At 32.4% G+C, this 24,674-nt stretch carries 28 protein-coding genes; 11 read left to right on the forward strand and 17 right to left on the reverse strand.

The window, feature by feature from the left end; genetic code table 11:
* Nucleotides 1-4: 4 nt before the first annotated feature.
* Both proQ and QSH13_RS01285 read right to left on the reverse strand, forming a co-directional pair.
* Nucleotides 5-700 (reverse strand): RNA chaperone ProQ, encoded by a 696-nt coding sequence (proQ, locus tag QSH13_RS01280; RefSeq protein WP_023582406.1) that lies wholly within the window; start codon nucleotides 698-700, stop codon nucleotides 5-7.
* A 95-nt stretch (nucleotides 701-795) separates the two neighbouring features.
* Nucleotides 796-1,293 (reverse strand): GAF domain-containing protein, encoded by a 498-nt coding sequence (locus QSH13_RS01285; RefSeq protein ID WP_109397245.1) that lies wholly within the window; start codon nucleotides 1,291-1,293, stop codon nucleotides 796-798.
* A 278-nt stretch (nucleotides 1,294-1,571) separates the two neighbouring features.
* Between QSH13_RS01285 and yebS the strand changes: the two genes are divergently transcribed.
* The 3 genes from yebS (at nucleotide 1,572) to QSH13_RS01300 (ending at nucleotide 5,537) form a co-directional block, all read left to right on the forward strand.
* Nucleotides 1,572-2,828, forward strand: a complete 1,257-nt coding sequence (gene yebS / locus QSH13_RS01290) for a membrane integrity lipid transport subunit YebS (RefSeq protein ID WP_185900838.1) — start codon at nucleotides 1,572-1,574, stop codon at nucleotides 2,826-2,828.
* Nucleotides 2,770-5,088 (forward strand): PqiB family protein, encoded by a 2,319-nt coding sequence (locus tag QSH13_RS01295; protein ID WP_109397243.1) that lies wholly within the window; start codon nucleotides 2,770-2,772, stop codon nucleotides 5,086-5,088. The genes yebS and QSH13_RS01295 overlap by 59 nt, the downstream gene beginning before the upstream one ends.
* A 206-nt stretch (nucleotides 5,089-5,294) precedes the next feature.
* Complete coding sequence (locus QSH13_RS01300) at nucleotides 5,295-5,537, forward strand: DUF1480 family protein (RefSeq protein WP_109397242.1); 243 nt, start codon at nucleotides 5,295-5,297, stop codon at nucleotides 5,535-5,537.
* 315 nt (nucleotides 5,538-5,852) lie between these two features.
* On the opposite strand, the gene QSH13_RS01305 is transcribed toward QSH13_RS01300, so the two are convergent.
* The 4 genes from QSH13_RS01305 to ftnA form a co-directional block, all read right to left on the reverse strand.
* A complete protein-coding gene (locus tag QSH13_RS01305) occupies nucleotides 5,853-6,197 on the reverse strand; it encodes a YebY family protein (protein ID WP_109397241.1) in 345 nt (114 codons plus the stop codon).
* 47 nt (nucleotides 6,198-6,244) lie between these two features.
* On the reverse strand, nucleotides 6,245-7,141 hold the full coding sequence (gene copD, locus QSH13_RS01310) for a copper homeostasis membrane protein CopD (RefSeq protein WP_109406373.1): 897 nt from the start codon (nucleotides 7,139-7,141) through the stop codon (nucleotides 6,245-6,247).
* The gene (gene copC, locus QSH13_RS01315) at nucleotides 7,141-7,533 is read right to left on the reverse strand and encodes a copper homeostasis periplasmic binding protein CopC (protein WP_196543973.1); all 393 of its coding nucleotides are present in this window, start codon (nucleotides 7,531-7,533) and stop codon (nucleotides 7,141-7,143) included. Before copC ends, copD begins: the two co-directional genes overlap by 1 nt.
* A 418-nt stretch (nucleotides 7,534-7,951) precedes the next feature.
* Nucleotides 7,952-8,455 (reverse strand): non-heme ferritin, encoded by a 504-nt coding sequence (gene ftnA / locus QSH13_RS01320; protein WP_006537159.1) that lies wholly within the window; start codon nucleotides 8,453-8,455, stop codon nucleotides 7,952-7,954.
* A gap of 678 nt (nucleotides 8,456-9,133) precedes the next feature.
* Here ftnA and QSH13_RS01325 point away from each other — a divergent pair.
* The 4 genes from QSH13_RS01325 to QSH13_RS01340 all read left to right on the forward strand — a co-directional run bounded on the left by QSH13_RS01325 (nucleotide 9,134) and on the right by QSH13_RS01340 (nucleotide 13,223).
* A complete protein-coding gene (locus QSH13_RS01325) occupies nucleotides 9,134-9,568 on the forward strand; it encodes a universal stress protein (RefSeq protein ID WP_072062602.1) in 435 nt (144 codons plus the stop codon).
* A 315-nt stretch (nucleotides 9,569-9,883) separates the two neighbouring features.
* On the forward strand, nucleotides 9,884-10,264 hold the full coding sequence (locus QSH13_RS01330; RefSeq protein WP_109397239.1) for a DUF2628 domain-containing protein: 381 nt from the start codon (nucleotides 9,884-9,886) through the stop codon (nucleotides 10,262-10,264).
* Between the two features lie 217 nt (nucleotides 10,265-10,481).
* On the forward strand, nucleotides 10,482-11,033 hold the full coding sequence (cyaB, locus tag QSH13_RS01335; protein ID WP_196544866.1) for a class IV adenylate cyclase: 552 nt from the start codon (nucleotides 10,482-10,484) through the stop codon (nucleotides 11,031-11,033).
* A 591-nt stretch (nucleotides 11,034-11,624) separates the two neighbouring features.
* Nucleotides 11,625-13,223 (forward strand): methyl-accepting chemotaxis protein, encoded by a 1,599-nt coding sequence (locus QSH13_RS01340; protein ID WP_196544867.1) that lies wholly within the window; start codon nucleotides 11,625-11,627, stop codon nucleotides 13,221-13,223.
* Nucleotides 13,224-13,298: 75 nt separating this feature from the next.
* On the opposite strand, the gene QSH13_RS01345 is transcribed toward QSH13_RS01340, so the two are convergent.
* Nucleotides 13,299-14,036 carry a phosphatase gene (locus QSH13_RS01345; RefSeq protein WP_109397237.1) on the reverse strand — a complete coding sequence of 246 codons (738 nt, stop codon included), beginning with the start codon at nucleotides 14,034-14,036 and terminating at the stop codon, nucleotides 13,299-13,301.
* A 322-nt stretch (nucleotides 14,037-14,358) separates the two neighbouring features.
* Between QSH13_RS01345 and QSH13_RS01350 the strand changes: the two genes are divergently transcribed.
* Nucleotides 14,359-14,796 carry a type II toxin-antitoxin system HicB family antitoxin gene (locus QSH13_RS01350; protein ID WP_109397236.1) on the forward strand — a complete coding sequence of 146 codons (438 nt, stop codon included), beginning with the start codon at nucleotides 14,359-14,361 and terminating at the stop codon, nucleotides 14,794-14,796.
* A gap of 75 nt (nucleotides 14,797-14,871) precedes the next feature.
* On the opposite strand, the gene QSH13_RS01355 is transcribed toward QSH13_RS01350, so the two are convergent.
* The 4 genes from QSH13_RS01355 to QSH13_RS01370 form a co-directional block, all read right to left on the reverse strand.
* Nucleotides 14,872-15,735 carry a lipase family alpha/beta hydrolase gene (locus QSH13_RS01355; RefSeq protein WP_109397235.1) on the reverse strand — a complete coding sequence of 288 codons (864 nt, stop codon included), beginning with the start codon at nucleotides 15,733-15,735 and terminating at the stop codon, nucleotides 14,872-14,874.
* Nucleotides 15,736-15,952: 217 nt separating this feature from the next.
* Complete coding sequence (locus QSH13_RS01360) at nucleotides 15,953-16,294, reverse strand: antiterminator Q family protein (RefSeq protein WP_109397234.1); 342 nt, start codon at nucleotides 16,292-16,294, stop codon at nucleotides 15,953-15,955.
* A 272-nt stretch (nucleotides 16,295-16,566) separates the two neighbouring features.
* On the reverse strand, nucleotides 16,567-17,343 hold the full coding sequence (gene map, locus QSH13_RS01365) for a type I methionyl aminopeptidase (protein ID WP_109397233.1): 777 nt from the start codon (nucleotides 17,341-17,343) through the stop codon (nucleotides 16,567-16,569).
* Between the two features lie 12 nt (nucleotides 17,344-17,355).
* The gene (locus tag QSH13_RS01370) at nucleotides 17,356-17,553 is read right to left on the reverse strand and encodes a ParD-like family protein (RefSeq protein ID WP_109397232.1); all 198 of its coding nucleotides are present in this window, start codon (nucleotides 17,551-17,553) and stop codon (nucleotides 17,356-17,358) included.
* 541 nt (nucleotides 17,554-18,094) lie between these two features.
* Here QSH13_RS01370 and QSH13_RS01375 point away from each other — a divergent pair.
* Nucleotides 18,095-18,634 carry an AAA family ATPase gene (locus QSH13_RS01375; RefSeq protein ID WP_109397231.1) on the forward strand — a complete coding sequence of 180 codons (540 nt, stop codon included), beginning with the start codon at nucleotides 18,095-18,097 and terminating at the stop codon, nucleotides 18,632-18,634.
* Between the two features lie 52 nt (nucleotides 18,635-18,686).
* Here the strand turns inward: QSH13_RS01375 and QSH13_RS01380 are convergent, their stop codons facing one another.
* The 3 genes from QSH13_RS01380 to QSH13_RS01390 form a co-directional block, all read right to left on the reverse strand.
* Entirely contained in the window at nucleotides 18,687-18,929 is a 243-nt protein-coding gene (locus QSH13_RS01380) for a hypothetical protein (RefSeq protein WP_109397230.1), read from the reverse strand.
* A 41-nt stretch (nucleotides 18,930-18,970) separates the two neighbouring features.
* Nucleotides 18,971-19,369 (reverse strand): hypothetical protein, encoded by a 399-nt coding sequence (locus QSH13_RS01385; RefSeq protein WP_286038706.1) that lies wholly within the window; start codon nucleotides 19,367-19,369, stop codon nucleotides 18,971-18,973.
* Between the two features lie 239 nt (nucleotides 19,370-19,608).
* Nucleotides 19,609-19,890 (reverse strand): DUF5339 domain-containing protein, encoded by a 282-nt coding sequence (locus QSH13_RS01390; RefSeq protein ID WP_109397228.1) that lies wholly within the window; start codon nucleotides 19,888-19,890, stop codon nucleotides 19,609-19,611.
* Between the two features lie 293 nt (nucleotides 19,891-20,183).
* On the opposite strand from QSH13_RS01390, the gene yedE reads away from it, so the two are divergent.
* Together yedE and QSH13_RS01400 are read left to right on the forward strand one after the other, a co-directional pair.
* Nucleotides 20,184-21,269, forward strand: a complete 1,086-nt coding sequence (gene yedE, locus QSH13_RS01395; RefSeq protein ID WP_228407281.1) for a YedE family putative selenium transporter — start codon at nucleotides 20,184-20,186, stop codon at nucleotides 21,267-21,269.
* Nucleotides 21,244-21,510: a putative Se/S carrier-like protein gene (locus QSH13_RS01400; protein ID WP_109397226.1), complete on the forward strand. Its 267-nt coding sequence runs from the start codon at nucleotides 21,244-21,246 to the stop codon at nucleotides 21,508-21,510. Before yedE ends, QSH13_RS01400 begins: the two co-directional genes overlap by 26 nt.
* Nucleotides 21,511-21,711: 201 nt before the next feature.
* Here QSH13_RS01400 and QSH13_RS01405 read toward each other — a convergent pair whose 3' ends face one another.
* The 3 genes from QSH13_RS01405 to QSH13_RS01415 form a co-directional block, all read right to left on the reverse strand.
* The gene (locus QSH13_RS01405) at nucleotides 21,712-21,933 is read right to left on the reverse strand and encodes a DUF465 domain-containing protein (protein ID WP_109397225.1); all 222 of its coding nucleotides are present in this window, start codon (nucleotides 21,931-21,933) and stop codon (nucleotides 21,712-21,714) included.
* A gap of 1,009 nt (nucleotides 21,934-22,942) precedes the next feature.
* Nucleotides 22,943-23,098 (reverse strand): hypothetical protein, encoded by a 156-nt coding sequence (locus tag QSH13_RS01410; protein ID WP_185900850.1) that lies wholly within the window; start codon nucleotides 23,096-23,098, stop codon nucleotides 22,943-22,945.
* A 461-nt stretch (nucleotides 23,099-23,559) separates the two neighbouring features.
* Nucleotides 23,560-24,018, reverse strand: a complete 459-nt coding sequence (locus QSH13_RS01415; protein WP_109397224.1) for an anti-virulence regulator CigR family protein — start codon at nucleotides 24,016-24,018, stop codon at nucleotides 23,560-23,562.
* Nucleotides 24,019-24,674: the final 656 nt, after the last annotated feature.

The following is a 24,674-nucleotide window of genomic DNA, read 5'->3' on the forward strand; positions in this document are numbered from 1 at the left end:
CGTATCAGAACTTTAAATGTTCCGTGCGTACATTCATTGCCAAACCGTTAGGCAATTGTACACGTACACCCTCTTTTGCTATCTCTAGCACTGTCGCGTCCATCACGCTACTACCAACGTTAACTTTCAACGATTGACCAACAGTAAGAACTGACGTGTCTTTCACTGGAATTAACTTTTCAGTATTTTGGCGTGGTGGTGCTTTGCGAGGTGCTTGAGTCGCTTTTTGAGGACGAGGCTGTCGTTTTTCACCTTCTTTAGGTGGTTGACGACGCGTATTATTTGGCTTTTTCGCTGCCGGACGTTTACTGGTCTCCTTATCACCCTCAGCTTCGCGCTTCTTAGCACGTTGCTCTGCTCTTTGAGCTTGAACGCGCGCCTTAGCTTCTGCTAATTGTGTACGAGCATGTTCAATATGCTCAGCTTCCAGTTCGCCGCAGTCATTACCATTCAAATCGACACGTTTTGCCCCTTCTTTAACTCCATAAAGGTAGCGCCAACTTGAGGTATACAAGCGTAATGCTGAACGTAACTGTGTTTTGCTCAGTTGAGTTTCATCTTTTAGATCTTCAACAAGATCTTGAAAAATGCCAACTTTCAAAGGGCGAGCTTCACCCTCAGCAATAAAACACTTAGGGAAACGTTCAGCTAAAAAAGCGATGATTTCTTTACTACTATTCAACTTAGGTTGATTTTCCATGAAATTTCCTGATTACAACGGTTTTGCCAACCAGCGCAGGCATGAACAAGCGACATTATAATAGTGTTGCCAACAATTTCTATGGCAAACGCCTGTTAACTTACACAAAATTCACAATATTTTGCTGTATGACAAGTTTTTAAATGCTCGCAGAGCACGTCACACAACGCTTTAAGCCCATTTTCATCTTTTTTATCAAAACGATCAAAAATAGGACTATCAATATCGAGAACGCCGATAATTTGTCCATTTACTTTTAAAGGTAGAACAATTTCAGACTGACTTGCGCTGTCACAAGCAATATGACCACTAAATTGATGAACGTCACTTACTCTTAAAATTCTATTTTCAGAGTATGCGGTTCCACAAACTCCTTTCCCAAAACCTATTCTGACACAAGCAATTTTGCCTTGAAATGGGCCAAGAACTAATGAGTCACCATCATTAAGATAAAATCCAACCCAATTTATCGTATCTAACTTCTCGTAAAGAAGCGCGCTGGTATTAGCAAGTGATGCGATAAGATCATTTTCACCAGACAACAAGGCTGACAAATTATCAGTGAGTTCCTGATAAAAAAGCGATTTTGGCATCATTAAACCTTATTTACGTAACTAAAATAGATAACATACTCATAATTTAGCCTATTTTATCTTGGGGTTGAATACTCCATTTTCAAGAATTGGGCAAAAAAACGATAATATTCCCTTAACACCCACAAAAAAAATCAGACACTTTGTATTGTAAAATGAAAGGCATAAATATAATAAAAATGATAACTTGTGAACCATTGAGTATAGGTACTTTTTTTTAGCTTAATCAAACGATAACTCTTCAGAAAACCAACTTAGGCGAATTAACGAGCGACACAGTGAACAATATTGCAACAAAGGAAAAGAAATCAATACGCTGTCAAGAGTGTGACCACCTCGTGACACTACCTCTTGCATTAAAGCGTGGAGAGGATGCTTATTGCCCGCGTTGCCAAGCCAAACTTGCATCTTATCGACATTGGTCATTAACTCGCCTACTTATTCTCTCTATTACAATGCTTATTTTGGCATCCATAGCATTTACTCAGCCATTAATTAAGATCCACCTATTAGGCACAATGATAACTGCAAATGTGGTTGATGGTATTCGCATGATGTCAGAGCAAGGTTCTCCTCTTACGGCAACAATGGTCGCCTTTTGTGCTATCGCAGCCCCCCTTAGCCTCCCTATCGCTATTTTATATCTCCATTTAGGAGCGCGCTTACGCCTTAATCTTCGCCCGGTCTTATTAATGTTAGGAAAATTAAAAGAATGGGTAATGCTAGATGTCTATTTAATTGGGCTTGGTGTTGCAACAATAAAATTAGGCGATTATGCAACCGTCTATATTGGCAATGGTCTAATTGCCTTTGTTTCTTTAATGATACTTAGTTTATTAATGCTAATTAACATTAATATGGACCAACTTTGGCAACGTTTTTATCCGCAAAAAGAAATAGAAAACAGTCCTGCAACTTGCCATTATTGTCATTATCATTTTAAAAGAACACCATCAACACACTGCCCACGTTGTAAATCTTGCTATACCCCAAGACAGCCAATGAGTTTACAAAAAACATGGGCAGCATTAATTTCAGCAATAATTCTGCTAATACCAGCAAATTTATTACCTATTTCTATTTTCTATTTAAATGGTCAACGTAGTGAAGATACTATCTTTTCAGGTGTACTTTCCTTAGTGAATTCAGGCAATACCCCGATTGCGATTATTGTTTTTATTGCCAGTATTTTTGTACCTTTTTTCAAGATTATAATTATGCTGGGCTTATTATTAAGCATTCATTTTAATTCTAGTATTGACCCTTTACTTCGAATGAAACTATACCGTTTCGTCTCTTGGATAGGACGATGGTCAATGCTTGATCTTTTTGTGATTGGGCTGATGATGTCATTGATTAATCGAGATCAATTGATGACTTTTACAATGGGGCCAGCGGCTTTTTATTTTGGTACTGCGGTTATTCTTACTATCCTTGCCGTTGAATGGTTGGATAGTCGTTTATTATGGGATACTTATGCAACAAGAAGAAAACGACGTTCAGGACACACAAGCCCAAATACGCCGCAAGCGTAAAATTTCGACATTTTGGCTTCTCCCTGTTATCGCCATGTTTATTGCTAGTTGGTTGCTTTTCCAACATTGGCAAGATAAAGGTATACAAATCACGATTGATTTTCAAACCGCATCAGGAATTGTCTCTGGCAGGACACCTATTCGCTATCAAGGCGTTGATGTGGGTCTTGTTAAAGATGTCACTTTAAGTGATGACTTACGCCAAGTGATTGTTACGGCTGATATCCGCAAAGATCTTGCGACAGCACTACGCCAAAACACACAGTTTTGGTTGGTTACACCTAAAGCTAGTCTTTCCGGTGTATCTGGACTAGATGCTTTAGTTGGTGGTAACTATATCAGCATGTTACCCGGGGACGGTGAAAAGCAGTTTAAATTTATTGCTCAGGATGTTCGTCCTCAAGCTAATATAGATAAAAATCAGCAATTAATAACGTTAACAGCAGATAAATTGGGTTCACTCAATGTTGACTCTCAAGTTTATTATCGTCAAGTTCCTGTTGGTAAAGTATATAGCTATGCAATTCGTCCTGATAATCAGGGTGTTTTTATTGAACTTAGTATTGATAAACAATATGCCCACTTAATTCGTCAAGATAGCCATTTCTGGAACGTCTCTGGCTTTCAAGGTGATTTCAATTTAAAAAGTGGTGTATCAGTAAAAATGGAAAGTGTTTCTGCTTTAATCAATGGTGCAATCGCTTTTGATTCCCCGGAAAATAGTCCTCCAGCACAAGAGAACCAGCAATTCGTTTTACAATCAGCAACCTCTGTAGATGCGGGTAAAGCGATATATGGCGAAGATGGATTAATTATTTCTCTAACCAGTGAAGAAAGTTGGGGCGTTGATGCAGGGCAACCTATTCTTTTTAGAGGAATAACTATTGGACAAATCATTCAGCGTAATATAAGTGATGACGGGGTTATTTTTGATGCAATTATTGCCCCTGAATATAAGCATTATATTTATGAAAATAGCAAATTTGTTGCCAATAGCCGAATTAACGTCAACATGGGCCTAAATGGCATTGAAGTTCAAGGTGCGACACCTCAAGAATGGCTTGAAGGAGGCATTCATCTTATTCAAGGTACTAAAGGCTCACCTAAAGAACAGTATCGTCTTTATCGTAACGACTTTTTTGCTAAAGCCAGTGTGAATGGCAATGAATTACCTGTAACACTCACTTTAAAAGCATCAAGCCTTCCCGGGATACAAAAAGGTTCTGTGGTTCTTTATCATCAATTTCAAGTCGGTGAAATTACTGATGTTCGACCTTTAATAGATGAATTTGATATTGATGTATATATCTCTAAACAATATCGTCATCTACTCACAGAAAAAAGTGTCTTCTGGACTGAAGGGGCTGCTAAAGTATCTGTTAATGGCTCAGGATTAACTGTCGAAGCAACGCCATTAAATCGCGCATTAAAAGGCGCAATCAGTTTTGATAATTTCGAAAATATCAATAGTAACGTTTCACGTTACAAACTCTATCCATCAGAAACTAGCGCACGAGCTATCGGTGCACAGATTACTTTAAAAACCTATGATGCCAGTAAACTCTCTGAAGGAATGCCAATTCGTTATTTAGGAATTGATATTGGGCAAGTCGAATCCTTGATCCTTTCACCTGATAGAAAAGCAGTGACTGTATCTGCTGTACTCTATCCTGATTATGTCAAAACCTTTGCGAGATCAGGCAGTCGCTTCGCTGTTGTTACTCCTGAATTAACAGCATCGGGATTAGATAACTTAGATTCACTTATACAACCATATATTAAAGCAGAGCCCGGCAATGGGGGTGTATATCGTAAATTTGAATTACAAACATCCAACATTACAGACTCACGCTATCTTGATGGATTAAACCTTGTGTTAAATGCCACTGAAGCGGGCTCGGTACAAATTGGTACACCAATTTACTACCGTGGTTTGGAAGTCGGCGCCGTAACAGGCCTTGAACTAGGTAACATGTCTGACAGAGTATTAATTCACATCCGTATTAGTAAAAAATACCAATACCTTGTTCGAAATAATACAGAGTTTTGGCTCTCATCTGGATATAACTTCTCGTTTGGCTTAACTGGTGGTGTTATCCGTAGTGGAACATTTAAGCAATTTATACGTGGTGGGATCACTTTTGCAACCCCCCCGTCCACACCATTACAAGCAAAAGCAAAACAGGAACAGAATTTCATTTTAAATGATAAAGAACCTAAAGATTGGAATGAATGGGGAACGGCAATACCTAAACCTTAAAAATTAGATAATTCAGCCCTATTTCAGAAGATTTATTTAAAGCGGATCACAAAAAATGATCCGCTTTTTTTATTTTCAAAAAACATTTTGGAAATCGATTCCATTTATACTATGCTTAATTCTGTTTGGTCAAAAAGCATTCTTTGAAATAAATGCCTCTAACAAAACATAACGGAACACAACATCGCTTAAACCGGAGTTTTATTATGAAAAAGATAACGTTGAAAATTGCTTGCTATGAAATTGAAGATATTACTTTAAAACACTCTTCCGATAATCAATTAGCTTATATTCATATACCATGTGATTATGACAAAGAATTTTGCATGCAATTAGATGGATGGGATGAAAACACCAGCATTCCAGCCCAACTGAAAGATCAAAATATTCTGCTTTATCGCCATGCTTATGATAAAGATAATCACCACTGGATTTTAAAAGTGGCATAACGAGGATGCTAAAGCGAAATAAAAAAAGCCAGATAAATCATTTATCTGGCTTAGGGAAATGGCTCATTTTGAGCCGTGCGCTAAAAAGTAAAATGTTGCTTACGGCATAAACAAAAATCGAGAACTCACTCAGACTTTCTCAGACTTTTCTATCTCACAACCTACTGTTAAATATTAGCTAACAATATGTAAAGATCCAGTAAACAACCTAGTAGCACACTATTTTCTACTCAAAAAATCGTTGTTATTTATTTTTATTATTTAAATCAACATGATAAAAATAAAAAATTCTTATCTATATTATCAATCAATTGATTAATTGTTCTCACAAAGCGACTTAATCGCGCTCTGTATCACTTCTACTGATTTTTTCTTTTCAGGTGAATGAGGATCTGGTAGCAAAATAACATCAATTAGCTGCGCTTTTACTTTGCCACTTTCCATTTGTTTCATTGCAATTTCATTAAGAGGATACTGCATCAGTGTTGCTGGATTAATCACAAACCAAGCACCATCAGCACGACAATTAAGCATCACTTCTTCACGTGTAAATGGCCAATCGTCACCAAATTGAAGCTTACTGACCGTTGAAATAGGTGCCGCCGAGAATGCTTGAAAAGTAAAGAGCATTAACATTCCCGCGAATAAGAAACGTTTCATGTAGATATCTCACTTAAGAAATTAGGTTTTTTAAATTATATCGCAATCTATACAGGTGAGTTAATCGCAAAGATGGCTACGGTAAAAATAACCATTGTTCCAAATAATAGTTCAAGCCAACTATTTACTAGCAGCCATTGAAAGTTATTTTTCTTACGAATATGAGGAACTAAGACATAACGATTGATTACAGCTAAACCAAGCATTAACAACACTAAACTAATTTTAAGCCATAACATGCTTTGGTATTCAGATGATAATTGTACTGCTGGCCATCCAGGAATTAACATAATGGCACTGATAATACCGGTAATCGTCACCAATAAAACAGCAAGATGACCAAAAAGTGAAAACTGCTTCATTGTACCAATGATAGGCCTGATCATCCCATCTGCAAGCTCATCTTTATTCCGTAAAAACTGCAAACAAGTGACAAATGGCCATAAACCACCAAACCAATACGCTGCGCTAATAAGATGAATACTTTGATTAACTTTATAGAATATCGCTTCTGATCCTGTAAACATAGCACCATGACCAATTGATGCATGTAAAATCAACATAATTGAAGAAATAATTAATAAAGAAAAGTTGCGAATATAGCGTTGGTGTATAAATAAAATAGCCAATGCAGCGGTTGCTAATACCAATTGCCATTGCCAAATTTGACCAAACGAAGTACCTAAGACGGCTCGCCATATTTCAAATGACCAAGCATCTTCCCAACCATCCCCCATAATACCAGATTGCACAATCATCCATAAATAAGTCGTAATAAAGACGATAACAGTGCTAATAGCTAATGCGGGGCGCAAACGAACCTGAATAAGAGGAATGAACTTATCTTTAGCAAGAATGGCAGCCGAGAAGCTCAGTCCGAACATAAACATGACTGCCACGAAATGGAAAAAACGGCATAAAATATAAACGTCTTCAGGTGTCATTATTTTACACTAAATTGATAAGAACCTTTTGTCTTGTGTCCATCAACAGAAACAACATTCCAATTAACTAAATAATCACCTTCTGATAAATCACTTTCTAAAGGCAATAATAATTTAGTATTGTTAACGGGATCTAAAGTCAGTTTTCCTACGGTGATTTCTTTGCCATCACTATTAGTGACTTTGATTTTGCTAAAAGCTAATTCAATACCTTCAGAAAAGTCTAGCGTGATAACTTTAGGCGCTTGTGCTTGTTCAATAGCAGCACCTTCAGCAGGTAACTGTGATTTTAAGTGTGCATGTGCTAATGCTTGTTGGTATGACATACCAAGGAATAAAACAGCAATAGCCGATAATTTACCCCAAGATGTCTTAAGTGTATTTAATGACATAATAACCTCTTAAATTACAGGTGATTTTTTTATTTATGAAAATATTTTATAGCAATTTTACGTCAAGATCTTTGCTTCTTGATATTAGAAATAAAAGGTTGTGAACTAGCACTCAAAATATATGTTATTTAGAGCAGTTTCTGTTTCAAATATCACCCATTTTTACACTTCGAAAAAATATAATACCCTTATTGACAGTCTAAACAGTTCAATACATAGCCAAATACAACTAAAAGTAAAATAATCCCCCTGTATAAATAGCATTCAATAAGTATTTTTAAGAGCAAAAAAACAATATTAGTAAGAGAAAAAATAAAAGATAAGAATAGTAAGGAAGGCGATGCAGAAGAATAAAAAACGCCCTGCTATTCGTTCACAGCAGAGCGTAATAAGTCATTTATTAGCTTAGGCCTAAAAATTAAACATGTGCAGATGCTGATAATGTGTTCAGATCTTTATCTAATAAGAATAAAGCTTTGCCACTGTCACCAACCATTGCTAATTTATCTAGGATTGATTTGAATAATTTTTCTTCTTCATGTTGCTCTGCAACATACCATTGTAAGAAGTTAAATGTCGAATAATCCTGAGTTGTCATTGCAACATGTGCTAATTTATTAATCTCAGATGTAATATGCTTTTCATGTTTGTAAGTTTTATCGAACAACTCAGCTAATGATGAAAACTCAGCAGGTGGAGCTTCAATCGCTCCAAGTAAAGGCATTGCACCTGTATCACTTAAGTAATCAAATAAACGGTGCATATGTTCCATTTCTTCACGAGAGTGAGCTTTTAAAAATTTAGCAGCACCATCAAATCCTTTATCGTCGCACCAAGCACTCATTTGCAAATACAGATTTGCCGAGTAAAACTCTAAATTTAACTGTTCATTCAATTTATTGATCATATCTTGATGTAACATATTTTACGTCCTTTGCGATGAAAATTAACATTATGGGTATTATGCACAGTTAAAAATAAAAATATAGCGATTTAGGTGTGGTTTATTTATTTTTTCAATTAATTACCTGTAATAAAAATAAAAACCAATCTCATTTGTAATATGTTTTTAATACTCTTAGAAAGCTAAATAGCACTTATTATCATTAAGAGTAAATATGCATTTATCCATTAAAGAAAAAAATCATAACAAGTTGAAATATATGAATATTATTTTTTAGTTTCAATTTTTCATATTTATTAAACTTTTCTTTATAACCCAAGATATACAAATTAATATTAAATAAAGATCATATCTTACCTATGAAAAATATAAAAAATAATCTTTGTCATATATCAACAAAATAATATCTATAACTATCAATACTAGAAAAATAAAACATCCATCCATTAGCTATTATTATTCGCTATTTTTTATAATTTCCATTTGATATTGCTACATATTCGTTTGCTCAGACATCCATTCTTTTTCACTTTTTTTCATATAAAAAAATACATAACTCTCAAAAAATAAAAATAATTTCAATTTTTGTGCAGTTTTTCATTTTGACTGATAAGATTAGTAGGTAACTCATATTTGTATGCACAAAAAATTAATATTAAAGCCCTAATCATAATAAAAGGTTAATTAGGAGCCACTATGACAAAAACAGTGTTAGTACCCGTTGATTTTACAGAGCTTGGTTTATTGGACAAGGTTGTGTCTCATCTAAAAGCATTGTCTGTCGCTGACAAATTGAATATTCATTTTTTATCAGTCATTCCAAGTTATGAGTCTTTTGTCGGATTTGCATTTGCAGGACAAGACAGACTAGCAAGTGACAAACAACGGATTGAAATTGCATTATCCACACTAAAAGAAAACTTATCGCATATTGACATTCCCAATAGTACAACTCAATTTTATGTATCTATAGGTAATCCTCGCGATAAAATTTTAGAAACCGCAAAAAAAATTCAAGCAGAGCTAATTGTCATTGGTTCTCGTAATCCAGGTATGAAAACTTATCTTCTAGGTTCTACCGCATCTTCTGTGGTCAGTTATGCAGAATCATCTGTATTAGTCGTGCGCTAATCGCCCACCTCATCTTCCATAAGAAATCTGGTATTTGTCATAAGCCAGATTTCTTATTCTTTTCACTATAAAATCCATTCAAAATGATATTTTATTTTATCGTTCTTATCTTTAAGAGTAATGATTAAAAACATATTCTGAAACAATAAGATAATTATTAAAAAACACCACAAACATATTCACTTTAATGCTTTTTATATAAACAAATATATTTATTCATCTCATAATAAATTTATATTGTTCATAATGTTAAATTATGTAAAGATACTTTTTCTATTAAGACTAACTTTAATCAATAGGGTAAAAAGAATTAAAATGAATAAAGAACTTTCTGAAAAGTGGCAAGAGCGTTTTTCATTTTTTGACAAATATGGTTCACCTAAAACACCAGAATTTAAAGCAGCTTATAAAGAGCTAGCCTTTGGAAAACGAATTCTTATTGGAATGAATATCTGGGCATTTTTCTTTGGTTTTATTTACTTTCTTATTTTAGGTTTATGGCGTAAAGCATTAACATTATTTGCTATTAATATTGCTATTTTTACAATTATTGGTTTTTTACCTGTAAATAATGGTGTTATCAATGTGGTGGGTATTGCAGTTAACATTTTATGGGCTATAACAGCCAACTATGCCTATTACTTAAAAGAAACTAAAAATGATCAAAGTTGGAACCCATTTGAAGGTGTTCTGTAATAATAAAGGGGGTAATGCCCCTTTATTTTTTCTAACTCTTTTCTTTATTAATAACATTATATCCCCTGCCTTTATTTCATAATAACGTTATCTATTGTTGTATTTAAACACTTTTATCTAATTTAAATAAAATAATTAAATAGCATTAAAAGTTTTTTATCCCAAAAGGACTCATTGTTAATGCTATAATTCATTAACGCTAATTGGGGGAAAACGTATGTCTGAACATTTTCAAGGCAAATTTGAAGCTGAACTAAAATATCACCTTCAAAATCCAGAAAATTTTATTAATGAATTAAAAAAAGCAGGTGCCACATTATTTACGCCTGAAAATAAAGAAACAGATTGGTACATGGAACATGATAATACTGAATTTTCAGCTCCTACTATCAGTTTATGTATAAGAAAAATGCATCCCGCAGGAATAAATCTTCTTATCGTTAAAGGTCCTGATTTATCGCAATGTGAAGCGGTTCGTATCGAAGATGCAGAAAAAACTGTCTCTATATTTACGACTCTTGGCTACCATTGTATTCTCAATTATACAAAATCAAGAGAAATTTATTTTCTAGATAAGTTTCATATCACTATTGATAAGTTAGATAAATTAGGCTCATTTGCTGAGTTTGCCATTATGACTGACGACCCAAGTAAACTCCCACTCTATATTGACCAACTAAGGCATTTAGCCACAAAATTTGGCTTCACAGATAAAAATCTTGAGAAAAAGAACTATAAAACACTAATGTTAAATAACTTAAAATCATAAATACATTTATCCCTTCACGCTATCATTCTTTAGGGATCTTTTTGCTTCTCTCTCACTTATAACGTTAGAGTCTCTTATTTGTTCTATTAAATAAACAAAAAATAATTTAATTTATTGCTGTTTTAATCATTATTACTTTTTTATTTTATAAATAGAAGCACTCACACTATTTAAACCTAATTGTTTAAAAAGAAATGAGTTAATTACATAAAATTAATAATAAATCAACAGGTTAACTACCATTCTCTAAGGAGGTATCTTTTATATCATTTTTATTATTTATCTTTAACTTTTAATATTTAAGAAAAATTAATTAAAAATCAAAGCATTACGAAGCAATAAAATACATTTGATAAATTTATTAATTAGAACAATAAATAAGCATAAAGAATATTTATAAAATGCCGATACTATTTTTTAGTATTTGAAAAAATCAAAAGGATATATGGCATTAAATCAAAGAGTGACCTAAAAACATATTTTCATGTGTTTTTTTATTCTTTGTCTATACCAGTTACAGGAAGTAAAAATAAAACTTAAAAATCAATAAATTACACAGTTATATTTTTATGAAAAAGGAAATAACATTACATGTTTAACAACTTAAAACAACGTTATTTGCCAAACGTCTCTTTTAATATGTCAGGTTTAAAAACCACCACTTTAGTTTGGCTTATTACAGGCTCTTTAATCTTACTTCTTGGTCTAGCCTGTGTTCTATTCCTCTCTTCAGTTAATGATTACAAGAGAAATTTAAACACATTAAACAATATCTATCATGAACAATCACTATTAAATAGTACTTGGGAGGATTTACTACAAACGCGTAATACCTTAAATAGAGCCAGCTCTCGCCACTTATTAATTATTAATAAAATGGCTACAGCTAACACTGACATCTCTTCATTATTACAACAAACTAAAGAAAAGCTACAGCACGTTGAAAATGGATGGGAAAGTTTCAAAAATTTTCCTCATAACGTTGAAGATCAAAATTATGTGCAACAATTAGAGCAAAAATATACTGAACTTAATGTAGCACTCATTGAATTTTTAGCCTTCCTAGAACAAGGCAAAACATACGAGTATTTAAATCAGCCAACACAAACCTATCAAGACAATTTTGAGCAAGCCTATACAGCCTATCATCAACAACTAGAAAACTATTACACAGCTTCATTGGATGAAGGTGAGTTGCTGTACGATAAAATTATTTATAGTTTAATCGTTATTTCAGTTTTAATTGTTATCTTTTCTTTCTTAGTCCAAGTTGTACTGCGAAAAAACTTTATTTCACCTTTAAACGCAATAATGAAAAATATTGAAGATATTAGCAATGGAAAATTAGCAACCGATGTCACCACAAAAGGTCTATATGAAATAAATATTCTCACTGCTAATATTCAAAAAATGCGAGATCAGATAAAACGGATAGTCAATAATATCAATCATAGCTCAGGTCTTATTAATTCAGAATTAAGTGATATTGCTGTTATGAACAATAATCTTGCTATTCGAGTTGAACAACAATCAGCAGCCGTACTCGAAACTTCCGCAGGAATACGACAATTAAGTGTTACATCAAAACAGCATGCAGAAAATACACAAGCATCATGTGAGCTAGTAACAAAAGCAGATACGATGATCCACCAAAGCAATGAAATGCTCGCTAACGTTGTTGAAAATATGCATGAAGTTGTCACGTTCTCTGAACAAATTAATGATATTACTTCTACGATCGACAATATTGCCTTTCAAACAAACCTATTGGCTTTAAATGCTGCCGTAGAAGCGGCAAGAGTGGGAGAACACGGAAAAGGTTTTGCTGTTGTTGCTAAAGAAGTAAGAGAATTATCCATTAGCTGTAATTTAGCATCAAAAGAGATAAAAATACTTGTCGCTAATTCAAGTAAAAAAATAAATCAGTGCTTTCAGCTAGCCGCTGACGCAAACGATAATATGATAGATATTTCTAAGCATACTGAAAATATTAATGAAATGATCCACGATATTTCTATTTCTACAAATGAACAAAGTAATGGCATTGCTCAAATTGAAGATGCAATAAATCAATTAGATCAAACCACACAAGCTAACGCAACAATGACACGAGAATTAGTTAGTTCATTAGATTCATTGCAAACACAATCAGATAGACTGAAACAAGAACTAACTGTTTTTCATCAGTAAATGTTAAAGCCACTTCATATCATAAAAGCTATCTTAATCTTAGGATAGCTTTTTTATTCATGATTTAACCCAATGTTAAAAATGGCTAAATTCAGGGATCTCTTTTTTACCGTGTGATTTTAGAAAATCTAGCACTCTTCTTGGGGTTACATTTAGTATACGCTCTTGTGGAAAATCTATTTGGGCTAATACTTTTAATACTCGATCAAATTTTCCCAGAGAAGAAGCTATATGTGAGTCAGAACCTAATGCAATTAATCCTCCCGCATCACGTACAGCTTTAGCGATTTCTATACAGTTTTTCTCACTTCCTACTCTAGAATGAATAAATGATGAGTTATTCATTTCTAAAGCAACATTGTAACTAGCAGCGGCTTTTGCAACTTCAGCAATCTCTATTGGATATTTTGGATTACCTGGATGCGTAATCATTTGAACGCAACCACTTGCTATTGTTGCAATTAATGCTTTTGTATTATCAACAAGGCCTAATGACCCCATGACAGGATCATGAAAACCAGCAAGCACAATATCTAATTTCTTGCTCATTTTCTCACTACAATCTGTTTCACCTTTAATATTTTTAATATTCGCTTCTATACCGTAAAGAATACCCACACCATCAATAATACGAGGGATCACAGGTAAGTTAGAAAAATGCCATTCATGAGGAGCATCATCCATATCTGGGCCATGATCAGTAATTGCAAATAATTGAATACCCTGTTTTTTAGCTTGTTGGAAATATTCACTAACTGTACTGTAAGCATGTGTACTAGCAATAGTATGAGCATGTAAATCAACGGGATACATAAATAACTCCTTCCTAAAAACACCTTATGAACATCAATAAGATAGTTTTCTTAGCTATAAGATCTATCTAATATTAATTATCAATTCCAGTAAAATACGTAATAACCAACAAGCAATATACTATCGACTTGATCCTTTCTCACATTGGAAAGAAATGAAGATAAATTTTGATAAATATGCTTTAATCTTTAACATACTATTTAATATCAAATAGATAAATAAATTTCACTTTAGTACTATACACAACACAAGAATTTTGAAAACACATTATATTATGTAATTTCGTTTTAAATCCGGCTTTCAACTTTATAAAAGGTTATTTATGTTCAACTATCCAGCAATCGCTCATTTTGATGAAGAAAGTGAAACTTACGAAATTACCTACCGTGATTTTGATAACATACATGCAGTTGCTTATACAGAAGATGATATTGAACTAGAAGCCTCTGATATTTTACATGTAGGCCTTGAAGAATTTATTGCGAGTAAACTGCCTATTCCTGCACCATCAAAAGCACAAGCTGGTGATTTTATTGTCTACTTACCCCTTATCAGCTGTTTAAAAATTGCATTACATAATGCGATGCTAGAAACAAAAACAAAAAAATCCGATCTTGCAAGAAAAATGAATTTAACGAGCGCACAAATAGAGCGTTTACTTGAAATTAATCAAACCTCAAAAGTAGATAGCCTAGAGCAAGCACTTTATTTATTAGGTTATGCTATTTCAGTCAGCGTTAATAAAGATATTAAACAATAGTAATTAAAATAAAAATGGCTCTAAATCGATTAGAGCCATTCGTGCTAGACTATTTCACAACAAGTATGCAGGATATTAAAGCTTTTTACTTGCTAAAAAATTCGCATGGTTTGTATAAATAGCAACAATATCTTCACCACGCCCTACTAACCCAGCAACCTGATTTACCATATCCAGATGATCTTCAGCATAATCATCTTTAATCAGTTTACCTAACCGCATACTTGTACGACCTACCAAACCATCATTTTCATGTTCAGTAAAGAATGCACTTAATACACGCATTGCTGCATGAGTAGGATCCAGTAGATTGCCTTTCTCACCAACAATCAAACCTTGAATATAACTACCAAATGAATAATAGTAGACGCCATTTACAACTTCTTTACCTTCACCACCACGAATGGCAGGTAACCCTTGTGGGTACTTTTTATTAAACTCAGTTACATTTTCAGTTGTTAATGCTTCCAATGCAGCAACGGCATCTTGTGGATTACTGCGATGACCTGAAAATGTAGAGATAATAGTACCAATAGCTTTCATTACTGCATCAGCAATATATTCTGGCACACTATCCTTACGTACAATACGTCGTACCAAATCTGCAATCTCTGAACCATGGTTTACACCATTAATAGAGGTAACAGAAGCAATATTTTTTGCATGTTTTGCAGCAACATAACGACAAGCTAATGGTCCTTGGCTATGGCCAATTAAATTTACTTTTTTGGCTTTCGTTTCTTTGAGAACTTTTTGCACAAATCCCCAAAGTTGTTCACCACGAACTTCATTAGCGTTAAATGCCGAAAGAGAGGCAGTAAAAACTTTATGACCATCCTTTTCTAAGGCATCCGCGATGCCATAAAAATAAGGATAACCGACGACATTATCAAAACCAGATAGACCATGAACTAAAACAATTGGATATGTAGTTGGCATATTTTCCATTCCTTGGGCTTAAGTTAATCTATTTAATTTGCTAAACATCCTATTAGCAATTTCTAGAACAATATTTAGAGCACAAAAATCAAAACACAATATTTGAAGCGCAAAAATTATAGTAAACATCGTGTTTCAATGCCTTAATTATTCTAAGTATTATTAGCATAATCTCTATTTTACGATCGTAAAGCATTATTTTAATTTATTTATAATCTTAATTAACACCCGAAAAAATCAGCATACCTTCAATTATACCTTCCGCTTTTTTCAATTTTTTTCCAATATATGTATCCGAACATTTTTCATATTTTGCAAGCTGAATAAATGTCTTACCAAAAACATAATAATTAATAAGTAACTGATAATCCTTTTTATTGTTCACCATCAATCTTTTCATTAAATCATTGATAATATTAGCATCATGATGCGTACATTTTTTTCTTAATCTTATGCGTTCTGGTATGATTTCTTTTTTATTATTCAATAGATTAATGGCTTTTTGATCATTAGCCATCCATGCTCCCCACATTTCTAAAACTTTTGAAATATTTTCCATATTAACATCCTTATTTATCCATAAAGTCATAATTGCGTCCTACAATCATTTAATAAAACTTTATTAAAACTTAATAAACATTGATATTAATATAGTAAATAACGTGTAATTTACAACTAAGATTATAAATATACTAAGTTTTTAACTTAATTCATTGATACTAATGAAAAATAAAGAAGATATAAGTAGCCACTTTAATTAAAAACTCAATCATTTTGAAACTATAAAGAGTATTTTCTCTTAAAATGGCTATAAATATAAAAGAGTAGCAATTATGGTAATACTTCTTCAGGACGCAAAGTGAGTACTTCATATCCTGTTGCTGTTACTAAAATAGTATGCTCTGATTGAGCAGATAATTTTTTATCTCTTGTCACAACTGTCCAACCATCTTTTTTGGTTTTTATTTTAGCGCCACCTTGATTTATCATTGGCTCAATCGTAAAAGTCATACCTTCTTTTAATTCAACACCTTGTCCTTTAATGCCATAATGTAGCACTTGTGGTGCTTCATGCATTTCTCTTCCTATTCCATGTCCACAGTATTCTCTCACTACACTATACCCATGACTTTGTGCAAAACTTTGAATAGCATGACCAATATCACCTAATGTCGCACCTGGTTTTACTTCCTTGATACCTTCCCACATTGCTTGATACGTTATTTTTGCTAATTTGCGCGCAATAGGAGATGCCTCTGGCATAATATACATTTTACTAGAGTCAGCAATAAATCCATTTTTTTCTAGTGTAATATCAACATTAACAATATCTTTGCTTTTAAGGCGTTCATCTGCTTTTGGCACACCATGGCAAACAACTTCGTTGATAGATGTATTTAGCACATACTCATAACCATATTGACCTTTACTTGCTGGTCTCGATTGGAGTTCATTGACAATAAAATCATCAACTTTATCGTTAATCTCTAGTGTAGAAACACCCGGTACAATAAAATCATCAAGCATTGTAAAAACTTTCGCCAATAAACGTCCTGACTCACGCATTAATTCAATTTCATCAGCTGTTTTAATCGTTATTTTATCCACTCTTCTTTCCTCTTATTCTACTTCTTGCTTGATGGCTTCTTTTTCCAGCATCTCATTGATAATCATTGGAAACGTTTTATCTGGATTTAATTCAGCTTGAATGCCAATTTTTATCCAAAACTCTGCTTGAGCATTAACAGAGCGTGACATCACACTACTTGCTTTTCGCAAGTACTCATGTAACTCATCAGAAATTTTTACAATACCCACGTCAATCCTTATATACATATCATTATAAAACATATACGTTCTATAATAGAATTAAATTCATCTTCTTTCAATTGCTATTCGATATCGTTATAGGCATAAAATGCCGAAATAAAAAATAAGAAGAACAAGAGGAAATAAAACTCAATATAATGAGATTACCTTTTTATTTTTATATAGTTAATTATCTGTGTTTATAAATTCATACTATTTGATTTTAAACTATCAACTCTTATCAAAATAAAAGTTCTTTATTAAAAAATGTAGTTATTTACTAAATCCTTTCCAAAATAGCAACGATGCCCTAGAGCCTTGCATTCCTTAATGTTTATTCATTGCGTTTATTCTAATATAATGTAATCATTACGCTATTTTTTGAGCTTCGTGAAATAAAGCCACTTAAGATTTATATTAGCATTTAATGCTAATACACTTTTCTAGTTTCCTTTTTAAGTATACTTAACCTCTAACAACTTTAGTCTTAACGCCTTCTATACATCATCACCATTCTCTTAATTAATTATATAAACTTATAGGAGTTATCATGCCTGCAAAATCAGATCGTATTATATTAACTGGAGGCCCCGGCTCTGGAAAAACCACACTAATAAATGAACTTAAAAATAGAGGTTATCCTTGTTTTTTAGAAGCAGGAAGAGCCATTATTCAAGACCAAAGTGTGATTGAAGGAAATGCATTACCATGGGAAGAACCTAACGTTTTTGCACAAGCAATGCTAATTTGGGAGTTACGGTCATGGCATGAAGCAAACAACAATAAAAAACTTTATTTCTATGATAGAGGCCTCCCTGATATTGCAGGGTATTTACTACTATGTGGTTTAGCTATTCCCAAACACATTGATAAGGCAATTAACTTATTTCGTTATTCCACAAATGTGTTTATAGCACCACCATGGGCCGAAATTTATACTCAAGATCAAGAAAGAAAACAAACAGAAAAAGAAGCAAAAGAAACCTATTTAGCTATGGTAGCTATTTATAAAAGATATAATTATAATTTAATAGAGCTACCTAAAATAAGTATAACTGATAGAGCTAATTTTATTATTAATAAAATATAAAAATTTATTATCAGCCAGTAGTCATTACTGGCATAGATAATAGTGTTAAATTTTAATAAGAAGCCATGATCTGCAAATCAGGTTTTTCGCCTCGCATAATTGCCCGTTGTTGTTCATGAACGGCTTCATTAATTGCTTTTTGTTCTCCGGGGGTTCGAGTATTCTTACCACAAACTAATGTAGAACACACTGGGCTGCCTATTCTATGGCTCCCTGAATTACCCGCACTAAAAGTAACATTATCAGTAGTACAACCCAGTAAAAGAACAGATAATAAGAAGATTACTATACGCATATTTTTCCATATAAAATAAATTTTAATTTGATATTAAAATATTAATAGGCATCAAAAGTATAATGTGGCTTTTGTTTCCATTTGAATTCAACTGTTTGTTTTTCTTCATTCCAAATAGGTTCAGGAACAGGCATGGTAAAGCTTATTTTTTGAATAGGCTTTAATGTTGAATTATTATTTAAATACTGATTATTTATTGATGGTTTTTTATCGTTTAAACCAACTTTAAAGACTTGTCCAAATCTTTGTTTTTCTTCTTGGGCTTCCACTTCAAAACGAGACTGTTTTCCTAACATAAAAGCCAAGTTATTATTAATCAAGTGACTATCAATATTGGGATTATTTGAGCGTGTTTTCGTTAACTTAACCTGAGTTATTTTATTAGTAGTACAACCAGTGCTTATAAATACAGAAAGTAATAAAAATAAAAAATAATGCATAAACTGAATGTCAATAAGAAATAGGAGAAAATAATTATTTCATAAAATCGTTTCATCAACAAAATAAATTTCTTCATTTATATAAAAATAAAAAAATCAACTTATAAAATGATAATAAGAGATAATTTAAGCTATAAACTGGTTAGTAATACAAAATAAGAGAATAACTTAACTTAAATAATGAGAAAAAAAGCCTTATAACTTTAATTATTATAAGGCTTATCGTAATAGAATAAAATTTATTGGCCTGCTGACATTTTTTTCATTTGCTCTAAAGAATCTAAAGCTTGCTTACAAGTACTTTCCTGAACATCTTTAGGTAATGCTGCAAATTGTTCTTTAGCTTGATCATATTGCGCTTTCATTGCTTCTGCTTGAGCTTTAGTTGAATCATTTTTTGCCATTAACTCAACATAAGAGTCAGTTTCTTTAAAATAGTCTTCACATGCTTTAGATAAATCAGCAGAAACAGCGATAGATGAAATTGACAACAAACCCAATGCTAAAATAAGCTTTCTCATAAATATCCTTTAAGTGTTATTAACCATTAAAAAGTAACTTCCATTATTTTCTTACGTCAGCATTATCTCAAATAATAATAAAATAAGGATAAGCATTATCTTAATTAAAAAAACAAAGCCTAATCTAATAATGATTATTATTACAAACACAATCAAAATATGATGATTAATTTTAGTTTATTAATTTTGACGTGATCTATTTAAAAGAATCATGCTTTATTCTTATATATAGTTGCTCCGTACTTAATAGGTTCTATTAGTCAGGGGGGCTCCCCCATCAACGGAGGCATTTGATGTCTATAAAATGGGTTTTAATCTTATCTGGATTTATTATTGGTGCTATTGCGTTACTTCTTGGTATTAACGGAAATCCACCTAATATGGGGATTTGTGTAGCTTGCTTTATTCGTGATAGCTCAGGAAGTATGGGCTTACATCACACCGAAACGGTACAATATCTTCGTCCTGAAATATTTGGTTTTATTCTTGGTTCTTTTATTGCCGCACTTATCTTTAAAGAATTTCAATCAAAAGCAGGTTCTGCACCTATTATTCGTTTTACACTGGGCTTTCTAATGATGGTTGGTTGCTTAGTATTTTTAGGTTGTCCATTAAGAATGGTACTTCGTATCGGTGCCGGTGATTTAAATGCTGTAATAGGATTAATTGGATTAATTATAGGAATTGGTATTGGCAGTTTATTTGTTAAAAAAGGATTTTCTCTCCCAAGAAATTACAGCCAATCACCTATAGAAGGTTTTATTTTACCTACTATATGTATATTCCTATTTGCTTTATTCTTATGGAAGAGTGATATATTCAATGCCAGTGTAAAAGGACCTGGATCAAGTCATGCACCAGTATGGATGTCTATCATTGCAGGGCTTATTATTGGTTTTATTATTCAACGAACAAGATTCTGCTTTATTGGAATGGCCAAACATGTATTTCTATCACGCAATTATAATATGGCGCTTGGTGTAATCGCATTAACACTCGTTGTTTTTATGGGTAATCTCTATTTAGGCAAGTTTAATTTTAGTTTTGAAAATCAACCCATAGCCCACAGCGATGGATTATGGAATTTTCTCTCTATGACACTGGTAGGCTTATGCGGTGTACTCATTACAGGTTGCCCATTACGACAACTAGCTAATGCTGGTCAAGGTAACTCAGACGCTGCAATAAGCGTGATGGGGATGTTAGTCGGGGCTGCATTTGCTCATAACTTCAATTATGCCTCGAGCCCAGCCGGTGTCACGGATAATGGTAAGCTAGTTATTATTATTGGTTTATTGTTTGCTGTCATTGTTGCGACCATTTATACCCTTAATATAAGTAAAGCAAATAATAATGGAACTAGAAAAAATGACGCATAACTATTTATTTCTTTTTCATGAACAATACGCTGTAAAAAAACTTCAACAACAACTCCAGCAAAATAATTTTTCCTCAAAAATTATTGATGCTCCGCGAAAAATATCATCAGAATGTGAGCTAGCCATATCTATTTATTTTTCTGACGATGAAAATTATAAACAGTATATTAATGATAATGTTAGAGCTGTTTATAAAATAAATTCAAATCATTTTGATGTACTTTGGAAAGATGAATTTTAACATAGTACATAACTAAATTACCATTTTTAGAACCTAGGCAGTAAAAAGGCTACATCAGTAGCCTTTTCTTTATAAATAAACGGTGTGATTTATACGATTTTTAATCAAAAATAAATTATTTTTCTAAAAATCAAAAACCATCCTTTTTTAGTTAGATGGTTTTGTATCTTTATAAATTTATGGAGTAATTATTTTTACTACTTACTCTTCTTCCGGTGGATTTTTGAGGATCTGATGAATTTTTTCTTTCAGTTTCAATTTTTGTTTTTTTAGCTCAACAACTTCTTCACCATACCCTCTTCTATCTTTATGCTCTAATCTAACAATTCTATGGTCAAGTTCGTTATGTTGTTCAAAAAGAGCACGAAAATCGGGATCAGTCTGGCGAAGTTTTGAAATTAAATCACGATATTCTGGAAACATAAATAGTTACCTTCCTTATTAATTGTGAATTAAATACTCTTATAATATTTACCCAAACCGAGTAGACTGTCATTGCCTTTATGTTAAAAACAAGACCAATATCAATTAATATTTTTATTTTTTAAAATAACCTATTATTCTTATATTGTGCACTTTCAACATAGTTATAAAATTCAATGCACAAGAGCGTATAAAAAATGTAAATATAATTAATCTAAAAATCATAACGTAATGAAAAATACGTGTTTATTTATCTCTTCAAACCAAACATATCCATCCCTACCAATAATAAATTATATCCTTTTGGTAGATAAAGATAATTTATTACTTTAGGTAGCCATCTTTCCAGATATTCTGTAAACAGAGTTGATAAAAGTTGTCTTTTGCACACGATATTCCTCACAATAGGAAAATCAACTTATCGCTATCAACTAAGTACCGCCAAAAGAGAACATAGAGCCATCTATTCACATAGCAAAAAGTAAAAACAAGTAAACCCACGTAACACCAGATGCTCATAGGGAATGAAAAAACACCAATTTGCCTTAAAACTAGACAACATAAAGCATAAAAACACTTTTTTACTAAAAAAAAGCATTTATTGTTAATTTATAAAATGAAAATTCACTACATTTATATCGATCTCTAATAGTTTTTTATACCCATCTATTCGAGTCACTAAGCCCAATGCCGCCACATTGGGCTTTTTTATTAGCAATGGTTAGTATTAGTAGCATGTCTGATTATAGCTAGATTACATCTCTTTCACTTTACTCTAATACTTTTTAAAAAACTAAAACCATTTGATTTAATGTAACTTAATCAATGCTAACGACTACATTAAGCAATATTTTTATTTTTTCTCTATTTTTTATCTCACTATATTAACGTGCCTAATTTTACAACCGTTCATTTAATACAATAAAAAACAGGTAAAACAATAAACTCCTACGACAAAAATCATAAAAATAGAGATGCCGACTTAATTCCCTCTTGTCGGCATTAGTTACTATTTATTAGATGAAATATCTTGCTCTCGTAATTTAGAAAGCGCTAATTCTTTCATCCAATCTGCAAGTAATGGTGCTGTTTTTATTGAATCCAATAATGCGCGTTCTTTTTTTGTTAAACGAATAACAATAACTTCTGTTTTCATTGTAGACATAATATTTCCCCATTTGTAAAAAGAAAATATTGACACAAAACAGTAACAGAACGGTCTGACTTACACTGTTTTACAAAATCATCATTTAACGATGACGAGCAATACATTATGGTGGATTTATTTAACTTGGCTTAATCATTCTAATTTTTATATAGATGTTTTATTTAAGATGGATCATCATTAATAATAAGAACCATACAAATATAAATAAAGGTAAAAGAGTTAAAAGAAATTACAAATATGCGGAAAAGTATTATGTTAAGTTGTCGCGTAACTAGCAAACCAGCATCAAATCACACTAGCCATTTAATCTATATCCGCACAATCTGCTTCGGAAGCAGAAAACCCTTTCTCGCAAGAAAAAAGGAAGGTTCAACTCTTAAGGCTCTTAAACCCACAAGGTTATGGTTATAGATTAAAACTCAGCAATTGTTCAACTATATTTAATTCATTATAATATTTTAATCAAAAACATTATTAATGATTGAAACCACTATTGCTGTGCTTAATGCAATTAACACCAAATCATTTCCAACAATGCGCCATTCGTAACCAGGATAGTAAGGTAATTGGCTAAGCATTTTTTCAGGAACCATTTTCTTCGCAATACCAGGAGGCAATGGCTTTCCTCTTACTAAATTTTTAGCAATACCTGGCGGTAGCGATGAGTATCCAGTAAATCCACCATTCAGCGCAATTGCTCTAGCCTCATTGTAAGATAACGAAATTGAGAAAGATGTTTCATTATCAAAGTGGTTATTTTGTGATTTATTATGCCATTTGTTTGGTTTCTCTCCTTGATATCCTTTATTTTGACCTCTTCCATGCCCATTATTTGGATCAGCATAAGAAGAAACAGATATCATTGACAATCCTATAATTATCAGCAACGATTTACTTATTCTAGAAAGCGTTCTCATATCTATGACCTCAACAATTAATTTTTCACAGAATATCCTTCAAGTTACACGACTACCATAAGTAATACTCCTAGAAAAAGAATAATTAACAATATCATAGGGTTGATTCTGTAGTCAGCACTGACAAAAGTCTCACTAAACCAATTATTATAATAAGTGACTGATTCATACTCTGCACTGCCAGAATTTTTCTGCTGTTAGATTATTCCAAGCATATTGAGTTAGTAATAAACTGATTCACAACACCCAAGATAAAACATATTGATATTTTTATATTACAAAAGATCATTATTGCGATATAGCTATTGAGTTTTTATTTTATTTTGTTTATTAATAATAATGTCATTAACGCTGTAGGGTTATAGATTCTAAGTTGTTCATTTAGTTAACATGCTGTTCTCATCATTATACGATATGAGTATTTTCCTTTTAATCCATCTTCCCCAGATGGATTTTTTTTGTCTTTGAATAATTTGAATAATAAGAAGAGCCATATAAAAAACAGGATACTTCAATTAAGTAAAATTGCGTGAACTATATCATTAGATTTAAAATTCTGTTTATTAAATAAATATCAAAATGATAATTTTGTAATTCTAAATGATAATTTTCACTCAAACAACCTTTCTTAGTATTCTTTTAATTTAGAAAATTAA

Origin of the sequence: Proteus faecis (assembly GCF_030286765.1) — a bacterium.
GTDB lineage: Bacteria > Pseudomonadota > Gammaproteobacteria > Enterobacterales > Enterobacteriaceae > Proteus > Proteus faecis.

Coding starts and splice junctions, on each gene's coding strand:
- proQ (WP_023582406.1), bottom strand. CDS start 700: ATGGAAAATCAACCTAAGTTGAATAGTAGTAAAGAAATCATCGCTTTT.
- QSH13_RS01405 (WP_109397225.1), bottom strand. CDS start 21,933: ATGTTTCCAGAATATCGTGATTTAATTTCAAAACTTCGCCAGACTGAT.
- cyaB (WP_196544866.1), top strand. CDS start 10,482: ATGTCTGAACATTTTCAAGGCAAATTTGAAGCTGAACTAAAATATCAC.
- QSH13_RS01350 (WP_109397236.1), top strand. CDS start 14,359: ATGTTCAACTATCCAGCAATCGCTCATTTTGATGAAGAAAGTGAAACT.
- QSH13_RS01295 (WP_109397243.1), top strand. CDS start 2,770: ATGCAACAAGAAGAAAACGACGTTCAGGACACACAAGCCCAAATACGC.
- ftnA (WP_006537159.1), bottom strand. CDS start 8,455: ATGTTACATCAAGATATGATCAATAAATTGAATGAACAGTTAAATTTA.
- copC (WP_196543973.1), bottom strand. CDS start 7,533: ATGTCATTAAATACACTTAAGACATCTTGGGGTAAATTATCGGCTATT.
- yedE (WP_228407281.1), top strand. CDS start 20,184: ATGTCTATAAAATGGGTTTTAATCTTATCTGGATTTATTATTGGTGCT.
- QSH13_RS01345 (WP_109397237.1), bottom strand. CDS start 14,036: ATGTATCCCGTTGATTTACATGCTCATACTATTGCTAGTACACATGCT.
- QSH13_RS01415 (WP_109397224.1), bottom strand. CDS start 24,018: ATGAGAACGCTTTCTAGAATAAGTAAATCGTTGCTGATAATTATAGGA.
- QSH13_RS01410 (WP_185900850.1), bottom strand. CDS start 23,098: ATGTCTACAATGAAAACAGAAGTTATTGTTATTCGTTTAACAAAAAAA.
- QSH13_RS01340 (WP_196544867.1), top strand. CDS start 11,625: ATGTTTAACAACTTAAAACAACGTTATTTGCCAAACGTCTCTTTTAAT.
- QSH13_RS01390 (WP_109397228.1), bottom strand. CDS start 19,890: ATGAGAAAGCTTATTTTAGCATTGGGTTTGTTGTCAATTTCATCTATC.
- QSH13_RS01380 (WP_109397230.1), bottom strand. CDS start 18,929: ATGCGTATAGTAATCTTCTTATTATCTGTTCTTTTACTGGGTTGTACT.
- QSH13_RS01305 (WP_109397241.1), bottom strand. CDS start 6,197: ATGAAACGTTTCTTATTCGCGGGAATGTTAATGCTCTTTACTTTTCAA.
- copD (WP_109406373.1), bottom strand. CDS start 7,141: ATGACACCTGAAGACGTTTATATTTTATGCCGTTTTTTCCATTTCGTG.
- QSH13_RS01330 (WP_109397239.1), top strand. CDS start 9,884: ATGAATAAAGAACTTTCTGAAAAGTGGCAAGAGCGTTTTTCATTTTTT.
- QSH13_RS01385 (WP_286038706.1), bottom strand. CDS start 19,369: ATGCATTATTTTTTATTTTTATTACTTTCTGTATTTATAAGCACTGGT.
- QSH13_RS01355 (WP_109397235.1), bottom strand. CDS start 15,735: ATGCCAACTACATATCCAATTGTTTTAGTTCATGGTCTATCTGGTTTT.
- QSH13_RS01285 (WP_109397245.1), bottom strand. CDS start 1,293: ATGCCAAAATCGCTTTTTTATCAGGAACTCACTGATAATTTGTCAGCC.
- QSH13_RS01400 (WP_109397226.1), top strand. CDS start 21,244: ATGGAACTAGAAAAAATGACGCATAACTATTTATTTCTTTTTCATGAA.
- QSH13_RS01325 (WP_072062602.1), top strand. CDS start 9,134: ATGACAAAAACAGTGTTAGTACCCGTTGATTTTACAGAGCTTGGTTTA.
- QSH13_RS01300 (WP_109397242.1), top strand. CDS start 5,295: ATGAAAAAGATAACGTTGAAAATTGCTTGCTATGAAATTGAAGATATT.
- QSH13_RS01375 (WP_109397231.1), top strand. CDS start 18,095: ATGCCTGCAAAATCAGATCGTATTATATTAACTGGAGGCCCCGGCTCT.
- QSH13_RS01360 (WP_109397234.1), bottom strand. CDS start 16,294: ATGGAAAATATTTCAAAAGTTTTAGAAATGTGGGGAGCATGGATGGCT.